Here is a 16,785-nt window from a genome sequence, read left to right on the forward strand (position 1 = left end):
ACGACATGAGCGAACTCATCAAGCACATCTCCGACGCGTCGTTTGAAGACGACGTTCTGCAATCCGACGTCCCGGTGTTGGTCGATTACTGGGCCGAATGGTGCGGCCCCTGCAAGATGATCGCGCCCATCCTGGATGAAGCATCGAAGACCTACGGCGACAAGCTGCGGATCGTGAAGCTCAACGTGGACGAGAACCGCGACGTGCCCGCGAAGTTCGGCATCCGCGGCATCCCGACGCTGATGCTGTTCAAGAACGGCCAGGTGGTTGCCACCAAGGTCGGCGCCCTGGCCAAGACCCAATTGACGGCCTTCCTCGACAGTAATCTATAATCTGGTTTGTGCAGCTGGCGTTCGAGGGTTCAGCCCCCCGCCAGCTCCCAGATTGCCACCACGCCCGATGCCGCTCCGGCATCCACCGCGTGGAGTCGGCTCCTCCCACCAGCGTGTATTTGATAGCCCGCACGCGAGTTTGCTGATCCAGCGAATTCGCCACGCGGCGCTGGCACAGCCCGAGCCGATCGTTCGGTGCGCTTGCTTGGCAGCAGCGCACCCTCCCAAGGTCCGCCTCCATGCATCTTTCCGAACTGAAGGCCCAGCACGTTTCCGAGCTCATCAAGATGGGCGAGGCGCTGGAGATCGACAACGTCAGCCGCCTGCGCAAGCAGGAGCTGATGTTCGCGATCATGAAAAAGCGCGCCAAGGCCGGTGAACAGGTCTTCGGCGACGGCGTGCTCGAAGTGCTGCCTGACGGCTTCGGCTTCCTGCGCTCGCCGGACACCAGCTACATGGCGTCCACCGACGACATCTACCTGAGCCCGAGCCAGATCCGGCGCTTCAATCTCCACACCGGCGACATGATCGAAGGTGAAGTGCGCGTGCCCAAGGACGGCGAACGCTACTTCGCGCTGGTCAAGGTCGACCGCGTGAACGGCCTGACGCCCGAGGAGAACAAGCACAAGATCATGTTCGAGAACTTGACGCCCTTGTTCCCCAAGGAGCAGTTCAAGCTCGAGCGTGAGATCAAGGCCGAAGAGAACATCACCGGCCGCATCATCGACCTCATCGCGCCCATCGGCAAAGGCCAGCGTGCCCTGCTCGTCGCCCAGCCCAAGACCGGCAAGACGATGATGATGCAGCACCTGGCGCATGCGCTGGTGGCCAACCACCCCGAGGTGCACCTGATCGTCCTGCTGGTCGACGAGCGCCCCGAGGAAGTGACCGAGATGCTGCGCACCGTGCGCGGCGAGGTCATCAGCTCCACCTTCGACGAGCCGGCCCAGCGCCACGTGCAGGTGGCCGAGATGGTGATCGAGCGCGCCAAGCGCCTGGTCGAGCTGAAGAAGGACGTGGTGATCCTGCTGGACTCGATCACCCGCCTGGCCCGCGCGTACAACAACGTGCTGCCCTCGTCGGGCAAGGTGCTGACCGGTGGCGTGGACGCCAATGCGCTGCAGCGGCCCAAGCGCTTCTTCGGCGCGGCCCGCAACGTCGAGGAAGGCGGCTCGCTGACCATCATCGGCACCGCGCTGATCGACACCGGCTCGAAGATGGACGAAGTCATCTACGAGGAATTCAAGGGCACCGGCAACTGCGAGATCCACCTGGATCGCCGCATGGCCGAAAAGCGCGTGTACCCGTCCATCCTGATCAACAAGAGCGGCACGCGGCGCGAAGAGCTGCTGCTCAAGCCCGAGATCCTGCAAAAGAGCTGGATCCTGCGCAAGCTGCTCTATCCGATGGACGAGATCGAGGCGATGGAGTTCATCCTCGACAAGATGAAGTCGACGAAGAACAACCTGGACTTCTTCGACATGATGCGGCGCGGCGGCTGACGCCACGCGCTATACTTCCGGGTTTTCCGCTCGTGGGAAAGTGCGCATGCATGGGGCAGGCGTGGCTACCAGGTGGCGAGCGGTCTGATGAACGAGGCACGTATGAAAGAAGGCATCCATCCCGCGTACCGCGAGGTCTGTTTCGTGGACCTGTCGAACGGGTTCAAGTTCGTCACGCGTTCCTGCGCCCAGACGCGCGAAACCGTGACGATGGAAGACGGTCGCGAGCTGCCGCTGTACAAGCTGGAAACCAGCAGCGAGTCGCACCCCTTCTACACGGGCACTCAAAAGAGCATCGACAACCTGGGCGGCCGGGTCGAGAAGTTCCGCAACAAGTTCGCGAAGGTCGGCATCAAGAAGTGATGCACGCCTGCAACGGCAACAGGGCAGCCTTGGCTGCCCTTTTTCTTGGCCGCTGCGTTTTCAACCTGCCCGCATGAACATACCCACCCCTGCCCTGGTCACCCAGCGCGCCGCCCAGCCGCTGCCGCGCTGGGCGCTCTGGCTGTTCTGCGCCGCCTACCTGCTGCCCGGCCTGTTCGGCCGCGACCCCTGGAAAAACGCCGACGTGACCGCCTTCGGCGTGATGGCGGCGATGGCCGAAGGCCGCACCTCCTGGCTGTCACCCACGCTGGGTGGCCTGGCGGTGGACACCGCCCTGCTGCCCCACTGGCTGGGCGCCGCCTTCATCTGGGCACTGACGCCCTGGGTCGACGCGCCGATGGCGGCCCGCATCCCCTATGCGATGCTGCTGGCGGTGACGCTGGCGCTCACCTGGTACGCCACCTTCCAGCTGGCCCGCACCGAAGCGGCGCAGCCGGTGGCCTTCGCCTTCGGTGGCGAGGCCGCGCCGGTCGACTACGCCCGTGCCCTGGCCGACGGCGCGATGCTGGCGCTGATGGCCACGCTGGGCGCACTGCAGCTGGGTCATGAAACCACGCCCGAGCTGGCGCAGCTGGCCAGCGTTGCCCTGGCGGTGTGGGCACTGGCCGCCGCGCCCTTCCGCGGTCTGCGGCCGCGCCTGGCCATCCTGGCCGCGCTGCCGCTGATGGCGGCCAGCGGCGCACCGGCCATGGCCATCGGCCTGGGGGCGCTGGCCACCGCGCTGTGCGCACGCTCCAGCTTCGAGGCGGTGCGCCGCTTCACTCCGTGGGTGGCTGCGGCCGCGCTGGGCGCCGCGCTGGTGGGTGCCACCGTGCACAGCTGGGCCTGGCGCATCGACGACAAGGTGCTGGCCGAGCTGCCGCGCATCGTGCGCTTGCTGGTGTGGTTCCTGTGGCCGGCCTGGCTGCTGGCACTGTGGACGCTGTGGCGTTGGCGCCATCACCTGCAGCACCGACACATCTCGGTGCCGCTGAGCGCCGCCGGCCTTTCGGTGGTGGCCTGCGTGGCGATGGGTGGCTCCGACCGCGCGCTGATGCTGGGACTGCCCGGCTTTGCGGTGCTGGCCGCCTTTGCGCTGCCCACCTTGCAGCGTGGCACCAGCGCGGCGGTGGACTGGTTCTCGGTGTTCTTCTTCAGCGCTTGCGCCATCGGTGCCTGGGTGGTGTATGCGGCCTTCCAGGTCGGCTTTCCGGCCAGCACCGCGGCCAACGTGGCCAAGCTGGCACCGGGCTTCGCGGCCCGCTTCTCGCCGCTGGCACTGCTGCTGGCGGTGCTGGGCACGCTGGCCTGGGTGGCCCTGGTGCGCTGGCGCACCGGGCGCCACCAGCATGCGCTGTGGAAAAGCCTGGTGCTGCCCGCCGGCGGCGTGGCGCTGTGCTGGCTGCTGCTGATGACGCTGTGGTTGCCGCTGCTGGACTACGCCCGCAGCTACCGGCCCTGGACCGAACGGATCGCACGCCATGTGCCGCCGCAGGCCTGCGTGATCACGCGCGGCGTGCCGATGTCAGCCATCGCGTCGCTGGAGTACTTCGGCCGCTGGCGGGTGCAGGCCGAACGCCCCGGCACCAGCATGGACGCCAGCAGCTGCCAGTGGTTGCTGGTGGGTGAACAGCGCGGCAAGCCGCAGCCGGCGCCCGCAGGCTGGACCTACGTGGCCCGCGAAAACCGGCCGACAGACCGCGACGAGGTCAGCGCGGTTTACCGCCGCTGATCCGGCGGAGAATGCTGAGACAACAGGTTCCGCCGGGCCGCCCCAAGGAACCTGCGCCCCAAGGGTCCGGAGGGCCCTTCGGCAAGGGCCTGGGGGCAGCGAGCTTGGGGGCTCACCTCACACCTCTGAAGTCAGGCTCGACTTGTGGTCGGCCGCGCCCTGGCGGGCGCGCCGCACCCGCGGTGCCGGCAGCAGCAGGCGGAAGCACGAGCCCTTGCCGGGCTCGCTTTCCACCACCAGCTCGCCGCCATGGCGCTGCACCACGTGCTTGACGATGGACAGGCCCAGGCCGGTGCCACCGGTGTCGCGCGAGCGGCTGCCGTCCACGCGGTAGAAGCGTTCGGTGAGGCGTGGGATGTGCTCGCGCGCGATGCCGATGCCGGTGTCGCGCACTTCCACCTCGCCCGTGGCATCGGGGCGCAGCCGCCAGCTGACGTCGATGCGCCCGCCCTCGGGCGTGTAGCGCACCGCATTGGTCACCAGGTTGGTGATGGCACTGGCCAGCTCGCTCGGGTTGCCCGCCACCTCGAAGCCCGGCTCCACCTGGAAGCGGATCACATGGCGGCCGGCGGACAGCGAGCCCGCATCGGCCTCCAGCCGCTGCAGCAGCGGGTCCAGCGCGGTCCAGCGGTCGGGCGCCGGGCGCGGGCTGCCTTCCAGCTGGGCCAGCGTCAACAAGTCGCCGACCAGGGTCTGCATGCGGTCGGTCTGCTGGCGCATCAGCGTCAGCACGCGCTGACGCTCGGGCTCGCTCAGCGGCAGCGACGCCATGGTCTCGACGAAGCCGGACAGCACCGTCAACGGCGTGCGGATCTCGTGCGAGACGTTGGCCACGAAGTCGCGCCGCATGCCATCGTTGCGCTCATGCTCGGTGATGTCCTGCGACAGCACCAGCTTCATGCCGTCGCCATAGGGCCGCACGGCCACCGACAGCGTCGCCCGACCCTGGGGGCTGGTCAGCACCACGGGCTCATCGAAGCGGCCGCTTTGCAGGTGGTGCACGAAGGCGGGCGAGCGGATCAGGTTGGTGACGCGCTGGCGCCGGTCGCGCACCGGATCGAGGCCGAAGTGGTCGGCCGCCATCGAATTGCACCAGTCGATCTGGTCGTTGGCGTCCAGCATCAGCACGCCGTTGGGCGAGGCTTCGATGCCCGAGAGGAACTGGTCGAGCCGGCCTCGCTCCTGGTCGACGATGCGCTCGCGCAGCCGCAACGCCCGCTCCATGCGGTAGCCCATCTCGCCCCAGAAGCCGCGGTCGCGCGGGGCCGGGCCTTCCTGGGCGCTGCGCAGCCAGCGCATCAGCCGGCGGCCGCGCAGGCTGTCCAGCAGCATCACCAGCGCACTGCCCAGCACCGCACCGGCGATCATGCCGATCTTGGGCAGCGCCATCATCCAGCCGACGACCTCACCCACCAAGGCCCCCGCCAGCGCCGCCAGGCCTGCCGCCAGCGTGCGCAGCAACCACCAGCTCATCGGCCGCCCAGCCGCTGCAGTCGCAGGCTCACGCGGACACGCTGGCCTGCTGGGTCAGCCGGTAGCCGGCACCGCGCACGGTCTCGATCATCGGCGCGCAGCCCACGGGCGCCAGCGCCTCGCGCAGGCGCTTGACGTGCACGTCCACCGTGCGTTCCTCGATGAACACATGGTCGCCCCACACGCGGTCGAGCAGCTGGCCGCGGCTGTGCACGCGCTCGGGGTGGGTCATGAAGAAGTGGAGCAGCCGGAATTCGGTAGGGCCGATCTTGATCTCGCGCGAGACGCCATCGATCACCCGCGTCACCCGGTGGGTCGACGGGTCGAGCACCAGGCCGCCCACGTCCACCGCCACGTCCAGCGCATCGGGCGCCTTGCGGCGCAGCACCGCACGGATGCGGGCCAGCAGCTCCTTGGTGGAGAAAGGCTTGGTGAGGTAGTCGTCCGCCCCTGCGTCCAGGCCCGAGACCATGTCCGACTCTTCCGAGCGGGCGGTCAGCATGATCACCGGCAGGCCCTTGGTGCGGGCTTCGCCGCGCCAACGCTTGGCCAGCGACAGGCCCGACTGGCCCGGCAGCATCCAGTCCAGCAGCACCAGGTCGGGCAGCACGCCGTTGACGGCCTGCTGGGCCTGCTCGGCATCGGCGGCGATCACCACGTCATACCCGGCATGGCGCAGGTTGAGGGATATGAGCTCGGCAATCGCCGGCTCGTCTTCGACCACCAGTACAAGACTCATCGGACTGCATCCTCGACGGCTTCAACGGAGTGGTGGCGCACGTCAGTGCCCTTGACCACGTAGATGATGGCCTCGGCCAGGTTCTTCGCGTGGTCGCCCACGCGCTCGATGGCCTTGGCCACGAACACCAGGTCGATGCTGGAAGAGATCGTGCGCGGATCTTCCATCATGTAGGTGATGAGCTTGCGCAGCAGGCCGTCGAACTCCTGGTCGATCTGGTCATCCTGCTTGAGCACTTCCAGTGCGCGCGCGGTGTCCAGGCGGGCGAAGGCGTCGAGCGCCTTGCGCAGCAGCGACACGGCCAGGTCGGCCTCGAAGGCCAGGTCGGCCACGGGCACGCGCAGCCGGCTCGACACGCCGGTGTTGACCAGGCGCTGCACCGTGCGGGCGATGCGGGCCGCCTCGTCGCCCACGCGCTCGAGGTTGGCGATGGTCTTGCTAACCGCGATCAGCAGCCGCAGGTCGCGCGCCGTGGGCTGGCGGCGCGCGATGATGCCGGACAGGTCGCTGTCAATCTCGACTTCCATCTGATTGACGCGGTTTTCCTGCTGCAGCACCTGGTTGGCCGTCTCGCTGCTGAAGTTGCTCAGCGCGTAGATGGCCTGGGCCACCTGCGCCTCCACCAGGCCGCCCATCTCGAGCACCCGGTTGGAGATGCCGCTCAGCTCGGCGTCGAATTGCGTGGAGAGATGCTTGTCCGCCATGGTGTCTCCGATCAGCCGAAGCGGCCGGTGATGTAGTCCTCGGTGTCCTTCTTCTTCGGCTTCATGAACAGCTCCGAAGTGGGTCCGAATTCGATGAGGTCGCCCAAATACATGTAGGCGGTGTAGTCGGAGCAGCGGGCCGCCTGCTGCATGTTGTGGGTGACGATGGCCACCGTGTAGTCGCTCTTGAGCTCGTGGATCAGCTCCTCGATCTTGCCGGTGGAGATCGGATCCAGCGCCGAGCAGGGTTCATCGAGCAGCAGCACCTCGGGCTTGATCGCGATGCCGCGTGCGATGCACAGGCGCTGCTGCTGGCCGCCCGACAGGCCCGAGCCGCTCTGGCCCAGCTTGTCCTTGACCTCGTTCCACAGCGCCGCCTTCTTCAGCGCCCATTCCACGCGCTCGTCCATCTCCACGCGCGGCAGGTTCTCGAACAGCCGCACACCGAAGGCGATGTTGTCGTAGATCGACATCGGGAACGGCGTGGGCTTCTGGAAGACCATGCCGACCTTGGCGCGAATCAGGCTCACGTCCAGCTTGGAGTTGAGGATGTTCTCGCCGTCCAGGTTGATCTCGCCTTCGGCCCGCTGCTCGGGGTAGAGCTCGAACATGCGGTTGAAGGTGCGCAGCAGCGTGCTCTTGCCGCAACCCGACGGACCGATGAAGGCGGTGACCTTCTTCTCGGGGATGTCGAGGTTGATGTGCTTGAGCGCGTGGAAGCTGCCGTAGTAGAAGTTCAGGTTGCGCACCGAGAGCTTGGGCTTTTCGGTCACGGGCAGGTTGACTTTGGTGTCCATGGTGAGCTCGGCTCTCTCAATGCTTGTTGCGGAACAGCGTGCGCGCCAGGATGTTCAGCGCCAGCACACCGATCGTGATCAGGAACACGCCGGCCCAGGCCAGCTTCTGCCAGTTCTCATACGGGCTCATCGCGAACTTGAAGATGGTCACCGGCAGGCTGGCCATCGGCTGGCCCAGGTCCATCGTCCAGAACTGGTTGGACAGCGCGGTGAACAGCAGCGGCGCCGTCTCGCCCGAGATGCGGGCTACCGCCAGCAGCACGCCGGTGACCACGCCGGCGCGGGCCGCCTTCAGCGTGATGAGCATGATGACCTTCCACTTGGGCGTGCCCAGGGCGTAGGCCGCCTCGCGCAGCGCGCTGGGCACCAGCATCAGCATGTTCTCGGTGGTGCGGATCACCACCGGAATCACGATGAGCGCCAGCGCCAGGATGCCGGCGTAACCCGAGAAGCTCTTCATCTTGGCCACCACCACCGCATAGATGAACAGGCCCACGACGATGGAAGGGGCCGACAGCAGGATGTCGTTGATGAAGCGGGTGGCCGCACCCAGGCGGGTCTTGACGCCGTACTCGGCCAGGTAGATGCCAGCCATCACGCCGATGGGCGTGCCCACCAGCGTGGCCAGCACCACCATCATCAGCGAGCCGTAGATGGCGTTGGCCAGGCCGCCGGTGTCGGCCATGGGCGGCGGCGTCATCTCGGTGAAGGTGGCCAGCGCCAGGCCGCTGAAGCCCAGGCGCACGGTTTCCACCAGGATCCAGATCAGCCAGAACACACCGAAGGCCATGGCGGCCAGCGCCAGGGCCAGCGCCAGCGCATTGACGCGCTTGCGGCTGCGGTGCTTGGCCAGGCGGCGGGGGTCGATGGCGGCGGTCATGTGCGGGTCCCTTCGCTCTTCTTCAGGCGGGCGAGCAGCAGCTTCGAGAACGACAGCACCACGAAGGTGATGAAGAACAGCACCAGGCCCAGGTAGATCAGCGAGGCCTGGTGCAGGCCCTCGCCGGCTTCGGCGAACTCGTTGGCCAGCGCCGAGGTGATGCTGTTGGCCGCCTCGAACAGCGAGGGCGAGTTCAGCTGGTTCATGTTGCCGATCACGAAAGTGACGGCCATGGTTTCACCCAGCGCCCGACCCAGGCCGAGCATGATGCCGCCCACCACACCGGTCTTGGTGTACGGCAGCACCACCTTGTAGACCACCTCCCAGGTGGTGGAGCCGAGGCCGTAGGCCGACTCCTTGAGCATCGGCGGCGTCACCTCGAACACGTCGCGCATCACCGAGGCGATGAACGGGATGATCATGATGGCCAGGATGATGCCGGCCGACAGCAGGCCGATGCCCACCGGCGGGCCCGACACCAGTGCGCCCAGGTAAGGCACCTGGCCGAAGGCGGCCTGCAGCGGCTGCTGCACGTAGGTGGCCAGGATGGGACCGAACACCAGCAGGCCCCACATGCCGTAGACGATGGAGGGCACCGCCGCCAGCAGTTCCACCGCGATGCCCAGCGGGCGCTTCAGCCACGCGGGCGACAGCTCGGTCAGGAACAGTGCGATGCCGAAGCTGACCGGCACCGCGATGATCAGCGCGATGGCCGAGGTCATCAGCGTGCCGTAGATCATCACCAGGCCGCCGTACTGGTTCTGCACCGGGTCCCAGTCGGAACGCCAGAGGAAGCTCAGTCCGTATTCGCGGATGGCCGGCGCCGCGCCGACGACCAGCGAGCCGATGATGCCGGCCAGCAGCGCCAGCGTCAGCCAGGCGGCCGCGTGTGCGAAGAACGAGAAGACGGTATCGGCCCAAGGGGCCGAGCGCCGCGGCGTGGGCGGCGCGCTAGAGGGATCGGCTCGGCCCATGGGGGCATCTTTCAGCGGGTGGCTCGCTGGCAGTGTAGCGGTCATGCGACCTCCATTCGGTTGGCGCCTGCGCCGAAGCCCGGGTCCAAAGCCCGGGCCTTCGGCCTAGCGACTGGCGAGTTGGACGGCGATCAGTTGGCGGCCACGGCCTTGCCGTCGGCGCCCTTGATCTGGGCCCACTGCTTGCGCACCAGCGCCTTCACCGAATCAGGCAGCGGCACGTAGTCCAGCTCGGCGGCGGTCTTGTCGCCCTGGGCGTAGGCCCAGTCGAAGAACTTCAGCGCGGCGGTGCCCTGGGCCGGCTTGTCCTGGTTCTTGTGCATCAGGATGAAGGTGGCGCCGGTGATGGGCCACGAATCCTTGCCCGGCTGCTCGGTCAGCACCTGGTAGAAGGTCTTGCTCCAGTCGGCACCGGCAGCAGCAGCCTTGAAGTTCTCGTCGTCGGGCGACACGTAGTTGCCGGCGGCGTTCTTCAGCTGCACGTACGACATCTTGTTCTGCTTGGCGTACGCGTACTCGACGTAGCCGATCGAGTTCGGCAGGCGCTGCACATAGGAAGACACGCCTTCGTTGCCCTTGCCACCCACGCCGGTGACCCAGTTGACGGCCGTGCCCTCACCCACCTTGGCCTTCCACTCGGCGTTCACCTTGGACAGGTAGTTGGTGAAGATGAAGCTGGTGCCCGAGCCGTCGGCGCGGCGCACCACGGCGATGGTGGCGTCCGGCAGGGTCAGGCCGGGGTTCAGCGCGGTGATGGCGGCGTCGTTCCACTTGGTGATCTTGCCCAGGTAGATGTCGCCCAGCACGGCGCCGGTCAGCTTGACCTGGCCCGGCTTGATGCCGGCCACGTTGATCACCGGCACCACGCCGCCGATCACGGTGGGGAACTGCAGCAGACCGTCGGCGGCCAGCTCTTCGTCCTTCAGCGGCGCGTCGGAGGCGCCGAAGTCGACCGTCTTGGCCTTGATCTGCTTGATGCCGGCGCCCGAACCCACCGACTGGTAGTTGATGCGCACGCCGGTGGCCTTGTTGTAGGCGTCAGCCCACTTGGCGTACACCGGGGCCGGGAACGAGGCGCCTGCGCCCGTCACGTCCTGGGCCTTCGCGCTGTGCACGGTGAAAGCCAGCATCGCGGTGGCGGCGACGACGGCGATTTGCTTGAAGCGGGGAGCCTGGGTGAACATGGACAAGCCTTTCTGCGTTGATCTCATGAGCGAGACTGTAGAAAGGCTGTGTGACAGTGACATGACACGCCACTGTCACAGAGCACAGCGAGCTGGGGGAGCCGACTCAGGCTAGAGCCGCAGCTGCCAGCCGCTCGGCCATGCCGCGCGACACCGCCGCCTCGGCGGCTTCCACCATCACCCGCAGCACCGGCTCGGTGCCCGAGGCGCGGATCAGCAGGCGGCCGGTCTGGCCCAGCTCGCGCTGCACCTTCTCCTGCTCGGCCGCCAGCGTCTGGTTGCTGCGCCAGTCGGCGCCGTCGGGCAGGCGCACGTTGATCAGCGTCTGCGGGAACAGCGTCACGCCCTGCAGCAGCGAAGCCAGCGACTGCTGGTTGCGGCGCACCGCCTGCAGCACCTGCAGCGCGCTGACGATGCCGTCGCCGGTGGTGTGCTTGTCCAGAGCCAGCAGGTGGCCCGAGCCCTCGCCGCCCAGCTGCCAGCCGCGGGCGCCCAGTTCCTCCAGCACATAGCGGTCGCCCACCTTGGCCCGCACGAAGGGCACGCCGCGGCGCTGGAAGGCCAGCTCCACCGCCATGTTGGTCATCAGGGTGCCGACGGCGCCGGCCACCTGCTGGCCCTGCGCCAGCCGGTCGGCCACCATCACGTACAGCAGCTCGTCACCGTTGTAGAGGCGGCCGTTGGCATCCACCAGCTGCAGGCGGTCGGCGTCGCCGTCCAGGGCCACGCCATAGTCGGCACCACGTTCCTGCACCGCCTTGACCAGCGCCGCCGGCGCGGTGGCGCCCACGCCGTCGTTGATGTTGGTGCCGTTGGGCGCGCAGCCGATGGAGCTGACCTCGGCACCCAGCTCGTGGAACACGTCGGGTGCCACGTGGTAGGCCGCGCCGTGCGCGCCGTCCACCACGATCTTCAGGCCCTTGAGCGACAACTCGCTGCCGAAGGTGCTCTTGCAGAACTCGATGTAACGGCCTCGCGCATCCTCGATGCGGCGCGCCTTGCCCAGGCCGGTGGAATCGACCCACTGCGGCGCCTCGTCCAGCGCGGCCTCCACCGCCAGCTCCCACTCGTCGTCCAGCTTCTCGCCACGGGCGGAGAAGAACTTGACGCCGTTGTCGTTGAACGGGTTGTGCGAAGCGCTGATCACCACGCCCAGGTCCAGCCGCAGCGCGCGGGTGAGGTAGGCCACGCCGGGCGTGGGCAGCGGGCCGGACAGCAGCACGTCCACGCCGGCCGAAGCAAAACCGGCTTCCAGCGCCGATTCGATCATGTAGCCCGAAATCCGGGTGTCCTTGCCGATGATCACGGTCGGCCGCGTCGTCTGCCGGCGCAGCACCCGGCCCACGGCATGGCCCAGGCGCAGCATGAAGTCGGGCGTGATCGGCGCGCGGCCCACGGTGCCGCGGATGCCGTCGGTGCCGAAGTAGCGTCTTGCCATGTTGTTCTCTCCTCAGATCTTGGTCGGTTCGGCCCAGCGCGGCAGGCCGGTGGCAGCCCACACCTTGAGCGCGTCCACGGTTTCAGCCACGTCGTGCACCCTCAGCACGCGGGCGCCGCGTTCCGCCGCGGCCAGCGCTGCTGCAACGCTGGGAATCAGGCGGTCGCCGACAGGCCGGCCGGTGACGGTGCCCAGTGTCGACTTGCGCGACAGTCCCACCAGCAGCGGATACCCCAAGGGCAGCAGCGCTTCCTGCTGGCGGATGAGCTGCAGGTTGTGCGCGACGGTCTTGCCGAAGCCGTAGCCCGGGTCCAGCACGATGCGGCTGGCCGCCACGCCGCGCTGGCGCAGGCCGTCGGCGCAGCCGGCCAGGAACTGCGCCACCTCGGCCACCACGTCGCCGTAGGCCGGGGCCAGCTGCATGTTCTCGGGCTCACCCTGCATGTGCATGAGGCACACACCGCAGCCGGCATGCGCCGCCACCCGTTCAGCGGCACCCGGCACCCGCAGCGCCCGCACGTCGTTGATGATGTCCACGCCCAGTGCCAAGGCCGCCTCGATCACCTTCGGCTGGCTGGTGTCGACCGAGATCGGCACCCCCAGCGTGACGGCATGGCGCAGCACCGGCAGCACCCGCGCCAGTTCTTCGTCGGGCGTCGGCCGGGGCGAGCCCGGACGTGTGGATTCGCCGCCGATGTCCAGGATGTCGGCGCCCTGGGCCACCAGGGTGTCGCAGTGGGCGCGGGCGGCGTCTGCGTCGCGGCCGCCGTCCGAGAACGAATCGGGCGTCACGTTGACGATGCCCATCACCCGGGGCCGCCCCAGGTCGATCGCGAAGCGGGCGGTCTGCCAGATCATGCCGAAAGGTGAGGTGCAAGCGTCGTGGAAGCCCGCCCGCCGGGCCGCCCCAAGGGCGGGCGCGGCCCACTCGGGGGGTAGCGAGCACAGTGAGCTTGGGGCTCCATCAATAAAAACGGGGCCGAAGCCCCGTCGTGTCAGGTCGAAGACGACCCGTTGTTGCGCATTCAGGCCGTGGCCGGCGCGCTTTCAGGATTGACCGGCGGCGTGGGGCCACCCGGCGGCTTGGTCGCGGTGGGCGACCAGTCCTTGGGCGGGCGCGGCGGCTTGCCGTTCATGATGTCCTCGATCTGCTCGGCGTCGATGGTTTCCCATTCCAGCAGGGCCTTGGCCATCGCATGCATCTTGTCCTGGTTGTCCTCGATCAGCTTGCGCGCGATGCTGTACTGCTCGTCGATGATGCGGCGGATGACCGAGTCCACCTTGCGCATCGTCTCTTCCGACATGCTGGTGGTCTTGGTCACCGAACGACCCAGGAACACTTCGCCTTCGTTCTCGGCGTACACCATCGGGCCCAGCTCGTCGGTCATGCCGTAGCGGGTGACCATGTCGCGGGCGATCGAGGTGGCACGCTCGAAGTCGTTGCTGGCGCCGGTGGTCATCTGGTTCATGAACACTTCTTCGGCGATACGGCCACCAAACAGCACGCTGATGGTGGAGAGCATGCGCTCCTTGTCCATGCTGTAGCGGTCGCCTTCGGGCAGCTGCATCGTCACGCCCAACGCACGGCCGCGCGGGATCACCGTCACCTTGTGCACCGGGTCGGTCTTAGGCAGCAGGCGCGCCACCAGCGCGTGGCCAGCCTCGTGGTAAGCGGTGTTGCGGCGCTCTTCCTCGGGCATGACCATGGACTTGCGCTCGGGGCCCATCATGATCTTGTCCTTGGCCTTCTCGAAGTCGACCATCTCCACCACCCGGCCGTTGCGGCGGGCGGCGAACAGGGCGGCTTCGTTGACCAGGTTGGCCAGATCGGCACCCGAGAAACCCGGCGTGCCACGGGCCAGGATGTCGGCCCGGATGTCCTGGCCGACCGGCACCTTGCGCATGTGCACGTTCAGGATCTGCTCGCGGCCACGCACATCGGGCAGCGTGACGTAGACCTGGCGGTCGAAACGGCCGGGACGCAGCAGGGCCGGGTCGAGGATGTCGGGCCGGTTGGTGGCCGCCATCACGATCACGCCCAGGTTGGTCTCGAAGCCGTCCATCTCCACCAGCATCTGGTTGAGGGTCTGCTCGCGCTCGTCGTTGCCGCCGCCCAGGCCGGCACCGCGGTGGCGGCCGACGGCGTCGATTTCGTCGACGAAGATGATGCAGGGCGCGCTCTTCTTGGCCTGCTCGAACATGTCGCGCACGCGGGCGGCGCCCACGCCGACGAACATCTCGACGAAGTCGGAGCCGGAGATGCTGAAGAACGGCACCTTGGCCTCACCCGCGATGGCCTTGGCCAGCAGCGTCTTGCCGGTACCCGGAGGGCCGACCAGCAGCACGCCACGCGGGATGCGACCGCCCAGCTTCTGGAACTTCTGCGGGTCCTTCAGGAAGTCGACCAGCTCCTTGACCTCTTCCTTGGCCTCGTCGCAGCCGGCGACGTCCTGGAAGGTGGTGGAGTTGTTGGCTTCGTCCAGCATGCGGGCCTTGGACTTGCCGAAGCTGAACGCCCCGCCTTTGCCGCCGCCCTGCATCTGCCGCATGAAGTAGATCCACACGCCGATCAGCAGCAGCATCGGGCCCCAGCTGATCAGGATGCTCATCAGGATCGACGGCTCCTCGCGGGGCTTGACGTCGAACTTGACGTTGTTGTTGATCAGGTCGCCGACCAGGCCGCGGTCCAGGTAGGTCGCGGTGCTGCGCAGGCGCTTGTCGTCGGTAGTGATGGCGACGATCTCGGTGCCGCCGGCGGCACCTTCCTGCAAGGTCACGGATTTGATGCGTTTGGCACGCACCTCTTCCAGAAAATCAGAGTAGCCGATCTGGTTGCCGGAAATCGCACCTCGGTCGAACTGCTTGAAGACGGTGAACAGTACCAGTGCAATCACCAGCCAGACCGCCACCTTGGAAAACCATTGATTGTTCACTGCGGCTCCTTCTGCCCGTGACTGTCACGACGCCCAAACGGCGCCTTGCACGCAACTGGGGATGATTCTAGTGGACTCAAGTTAACGATCTCCGGTGCATGACCCGTACTGTGTCAGAGCTTTGAAGCAAGGATGACGCGATGTGGGGGGCGTCTACCCCGCCTTCTTCAGACCGATGCCGACGAGAAAGGTTTCAGAAGATCGATCGCGCGAGGCCTTGGGCTTGATCGGCTTGACCACGCGGAACTGTTTCTTGAACATTTCCACCAGCTGGCTGTAGCCGCTGCCGTGGAACACCTTGGCAACCAGCGCGCCTTCGGGCTTGAGGTGCGCCTGCGAGAACTGCAGCGCCAGCTCCACCAGGTGGGCGATGCGCGCCGCGTCCGAGCTTTCGATGCCCGACAGGTTGGGCGCCATGTCCGACACCACCACGTCCACCGGGCGGCCGTTGACCTCGGTCTCCAGCTGCTTGAGCACCTCGTCCTCGCGGAAGTCGCCCTGGATGAATTTCACGCCTTCGATCGGCTCGAACGGCAGCACGTCCAGCGCGATGATGGTGCCGTTGAGCTGCCCCACTGCGGCGCCGCCGGTGCCGGCCTCCTTGGGCGCGAACTTGCGCCGCAGGTACTGGCTCCAGGCACCGGGCACCGCACCCAGATCGACCACCAGCTGGCCCGGCTTGATCAGCCCCAGCGCCTCGTCGATCTCCTTGAGCTTGTAGGCGGCGCGGGCGCGATAACCCTCGCGCTGGGCCAGCTTGACGTACGGATCGTTCATGTGATCCGCGAGCCACGCCTTGTTGACCTTCTTGCTTTTCGTCTTGATCTTCATGCCGCACCGATAATAGGCAAATGCCCGCCATTCAACTGACACCCTCGCAGCGCAAGGAACACCGCGCCGCTGCGCACCACCTTGACCCCGTCGTCCTCGTCGGCGGCGAAGGCCTTACCCCGGCCGTCACCAAGGAAATCCACCACGCGCTCAATGCCCACGGCCTGATCAAGGTGCGCGTGTTCTCCGACGACCGCGCCGCTCGCGAGGCCATGCTGGCCCAGCTCACCGAAGAGTTGGACGCCGCGCCTATCCAGCACATCGGCAAGCTGCTGGTGCTGTGGCGCCCGATGCCCGAGAAGGTGAAGGCCGAGCGCGAAGACCGCATGGCCGGCCCCAAGGTCGTCAAGATCCTGAAGTTCAGCAAGAGCGGCAATCACCGGCCGCAGATCAAGAAGGTCAAGGTGATGGGCAACGAGCGCGTGACCGCGGGCGGCGAGATCAAGCGCGCCCGCAAGCGCACCACCAGCATCAAGAAGACGACGGCCTGAGGCCCCTGCCCGGCGCCGCTGCGCGCCAGGCCAGCACCAGCACCAGCACGCCCTTCAGCGCGAAGAACCCGAGGCTGATGGCGTGCAGCTGGCCGAAGCTGAGGCTGCCCTGCCCCAGCCGTGCCGCCGCCATCATCGGCTGCAGCGCGTAATACCCCGCCACGGTGCAGAACAGCGCACCCAGCGCCAGCCACACCCCCAGCTGGCGCTCCGGCGCCAGCTTGCGTTCGATCGCGGTGAGCAGCAGTGCCAGCGCCATGCTGACCACGGCCTCCTGCGCGAAGATGCGGCCGACGATGCGGCCCGCCGCCTCCGGCGCCACGGCAAACACCGCGGGCGTGGCCAGCGTGGCGATGCACAGCAGCAGGCCGGCCCACAGCGCCGGCAGCAGCACACGCAGGCGTTGCAGCAT

Annotated in this window: 17 protein-coding genes; 5 read left to right on the forward strand and 12 right to left on the reverse strand. The window is 67.4% G+C overall.

Going from position 1 to position 16,785, the window contains the following annotated elements; translation table 11 throughout:
• The first annotated feature begins 5 nt into the window (after positions 1-5).
• The 4 genes from trxA (at position 6) to MW290_RS25060 (ending at position 3,929) form a co-directional block, all read left to right on the forward strand.
• On the forward strand, positions 6-332 hold the full coding sequence (trxA, locus tag MW290_RS25045; protein WP_250197063.1) for a thioredoxin TrxA: 327 nt from the start codon (positions 6-8) through the stop codon (positions 330-332).
• A gap of 239 nt (positions 333-571) precedes the next feature.
• Positions 572-1,834: a transcription termination factor Rho gene (gene rho / locus MW290_RS25050; protein ID WP_250197064.1), complete on the forward strand. Its 1,263-nt coding sequence runs from the start codon at positions 572-574 to the stop codon at positions 1,832-1,834.
• 102 nt (positions 1,835-1,936) lie between these two features.
• Positions 1,937-2,197 (forward strand): type B 50S ribosomal protein L31, encoded by a 261-nt coding sequence (locus MW290_RS25055; RefSeq protein ID WP_250200107.1) that lies wholly within the window; start codon positions 1,937-1,939, stop codon positions 2,195-2,197.
• 73 nt (positions 2,198-2,270) lie between these two features.
• Entirely contained in the window at positions 2,271-3,929 is a 1,659-nt protein-coding gene (locus MW290_RS25060) for a glycosyltransferase family protein (RefSeq protein ID WP_250197065.1), read from the forward strand.
• A 117-nt stretch (positions 3,930-4,046) separates the two neighbouring features.
• On the opposite strand, the gene phoR is transcribed toward MW290_RS25060, so the two are convergent.
• From phoR to MW290_RS25115, 11 genes are all read right to left on the reverse strand, one after another.
• A complete protein-coding gene (phoR, locus tag MW290_RS25065) occupies positions 4,047-5,402 on the reverse strand; it encodes a phosphate regulon sensor histidine kinase PhoR (protein WP_250197066.1) in 1,356 nt (451 codons plus the stop codon).
• A gap of 28 nt (positions 5,403-5,430) precedes the next feature.
• Positions 5,431-6,141, reverse strand: coding sequence for a phosphate regulon transcriptional regulator PhoB (gene phoB, locus MW290_RS25070; RefSeq protein WP_250197067.1), 711 nt, complete (start codon positions 6,139-6,141; stop codon positions 5,431-5,433).
• Entirely contained in the window at positions 6,138-6,845 is a 708-nt protein-coding gene (gene phoU / locus MW290_RS25075) for a phosphate signaling complex protein PhoU (protein ID WP_250197068.1), read from the reverse strand. The genes phoB and phoU overlap by 4 nt, the downstream gene beginning before the upstream one ends.
• 11 nt (positions 6,846-6,856) lie before the next feature.
• A complete protein-coding gene (gene pstB / locus MW290_RS25080) occupies positions 6,857-7,642 on the reverse strand; it encodes a phosphate ABC transporter ATP-binding protein PstB (protein WP_250197069.1) in 786 nt (261 codons plus the stop codon).
• A 16-nt stretch (positions 7,643-7,658) separates the two neighbouring features.
• Positions 7,659-8,522: a phosphate ABC transporter permease PstA gene (gene pstA / locus MW290_RS25085; RefSeq protein WP_250197070.1), complete on the reverse strand. Its 864-nt coding sequence runs from the start codon at positions 8,520-8,522 to the stop codon at positions 7,659-7,661.
• Positions 8,519-9,496 (reverse strand): phosphate ABC transporter permease PstC, encoded by a 978-nt coding sequence (gene pstC / locus MW290_RS25090; RefSeq protein WP_250197071.1) that lies wholly within the window; start codon positions 9,494-9,496, stop codon positions 8,519-8,521. Before pstC ends, pstA begins: the two co-directional genes overlap by 4 nt.
• 131 nt (positions 9,497-9,627) lie before the next feature.
• Positions 9,628-10,680: a phosphate ABC transporter substrate-binding protein PstS gene (gene pstS / locus MW290_RS25095; RefSeq protein ID WP_259373481.1), complete on the reverse strand. Its 1,053-nt coding sequence runs from the start codon at positions 10,678-10,680 to the stop codon at positions 9,628-9,630.
• 106 nt (positions 10,681-10,786) lie between these two features.
• Positions 10,787-12,118 carry a phosphoglucosamine mutase gene (gene glmM / locus MW290_RS25100; RefSeq protein WP_250197072.1) on the reverse strand — a complete coding sequence of 444 codons (1,332 nt, stop codon included), beginning with the start codon at positions 12,116-12,118 and terminating at the stop codon, positions 10,787-10,789.
• A gap of 12 nt (positions 12,119-12,130) precedes the next feature.
• Positions 12,131-12,976, reverse strand: coding sequence for a dihydropteroate synthase (gene folP, locus MW290_RS25105; protein ID WP_250197073.1), 846 nt, complete (start codon positions 12,974-12,976; stop codon positions 12,131-12,133).
• Positions 12,977-13,143: 167 nt separating this feature from the next.
• Complete coding sequence (gene ftsH, locus MW290_RS25110; RefSeq protein ID WP_250197074.1) at positions 13,144-15,051, reverse strand: ATP-dependent zinc metalloprotease FtsH; 1,908 nt, start codon at positions 15,049-15,051, stop codon at positions 13,144-13,146.
• A gap of 153 nt (positions 15,052-15,204) precedes the next feature.
• On the reverse strand, positions 15,205-15,882 hold the full coding sequence (locus MW290_RS25115; protein WP_250197075.1) for an RlmE family RNA methyltransferase: 678 nt from the start codon (positions 15,880-15,882) through the stop codon (positions 15,205-15,207).
• 20 nt (positions 15,883-15,902) lie between these two features.
• Between MW290_RS25115 and MW290_RS25120 the strand changes: the two genes are divergently transcribed.
• Positions 15,903-16,373 (forward strand): YhbY family RNA-binding protein, encoded by a 471-nt coding sequence (locus tag MW290_RS25120; RefSeq protein ID WP_250197076.1) that lies wholly within the window; start codon positions 15,903-15,905, stop codon positions 16,371-16,373.
• Here the strand turns inward: MW290_RS25120 and MW290_RS25125 are convergent.
• A complete protein-coding gene (locus MW290_RS25125; protein ID WP_250197077.1) occupies positions 16,354-16,785 on the reverse strand; it encodes a DUF4149 domain-containing protein in 432 nt (143 codons plus the stop codon). The genes MW290_RS25120 and MW290_RS25125 overlap by 20 nt on opposite strands.

The sequence above is a fragment of the Aquincola tertiaricarbonis genome (assembly GCF_023573145.1).
GTDB classification, from domain to species: domain Bacteria; phylum Pseudomonadota; class Gammaproteobacteria; order Burkholderiales; family Burkholderiaceae_C; genus Aquincola; species Aquincola tertiaricarbonis_B.

What these genes read in the sequence shown, in the direction of transcription:
- MW290_RS25055 (WP_250200107.1), top strand. Translation starts at nt 1,937, where the DNA reads ATGAAAGAAGGCATCCATCCCGCGTACCGCGAGGTCTGTTTCGTGGAC.
- pstS (WP_259373481.1), bottom strand. Translation starts at nt 10,680, where the DNA reads ATGTTCACCCAGGCTCCCCGCTTCAAGCAAATCGCCGTCGTCGCCGCC.
- glmM (WP_250197072.1), bottom strand. Translation starts at nt 12,118, where the DNA reads ATGGCAAGACGCTACTTCGGCACCGACGGCATCCGCGGCACCGTGGGC.
- pstB (WP_250197069.1), bottom strand. Translation starts at nt 7,642, where the DNA reads ATGGACACCAAAGTCAACCTGCCCGTGACCGAAAAGCCCAAGCTCTCG.
- phoB (WP_250197067.1), bottom strand. Translation starts at nt 6,141, where the DNA reads ATGAGTCTTGTACTGGTGGTCGAAGACGAGCCGGCGATTGCCGAGCTC.
- trxA (WP_250197063.1), top strand. Translation starts at nt 6, where the DNA reads ATGAGCGAACTCATCAAGCACATCTCCGACGCGTCGTTTGAAGACGAC.
- phoR (WP_250197066.1), bottom strand. Translation starts at nt 5,402, where the DNA reads ATGAGCTGGTGGTTGCTGCGCACGCTGGCGGCAGGCCTGGCGGCGCTG.
- pstA (WP_250197070.1), bottom strand. Translation starts at nt 8,522, where the DNA reads ATGACCGCCGCCATCGACCCCCGCCGCCTGGCCAAGCACCGCAGCCGC.
- MW290_RS25115 (WP_250197075.1), bottom strand. Translation starts at nt 15,882, where the DNA reads ATGAAGATCAAGACGAAAAGCAAGAAGGTCAACAAGGCGTGGCTCGCG.
- rho (WP_250197064.1), top strand. Translation starts at nt 572, where the DNA reads ATGCATCTTTCCGAACTGAAGGCCCAGCACGTTTCCGAGCTCATCAAG.
- MW290_RS25060 (WP_250197065.1), top strand. Translation starts at nt 2,271, where the DNA reads ATGAACATACCCACCCCTGCCCTGGTCACCCAGCGCGCCGCCCAGCCG.
- folP (WP_250197073.1), bottom strand. Translation starts at nt 12,976, where the DNA reads ATGATCTGGCAGACCGCCCGCTTCGCGATCGACCTGGGGCGGCCCCGG.
- pstC (WP_250197071.1), bottom strand. Translation starts at nt 9,496, where the DNA reads ATGGGCCGAGCCGATCCCTCTAGCGCGCCGCCCACGCCGCGGCGCTCG.
- phoU (WP_250197068.1), bottom strand. Translation starts at nt 6,845, where the DNA reads ATGGCGGACAAGCATCTCTCCACGCAATTCGACGCCGAGCTGAGCGGC.
- MW290_RS25120 (WP_250197076.1), top strand. Translation starts at nt 15,903, where the DNA reads ATGCCCGCCATTCAACTGACACCCTCGCAGCGCAAGGAACACCGCGCC.
- MW290_RS25125 (WP_250197077.1), bottom strand. Translation starts at nt 16,785, where the DNA reads ATGCTGCAACGCCTGCGTGTGCTGCTGCCGGCGCTGTGGGCCGGCCTG.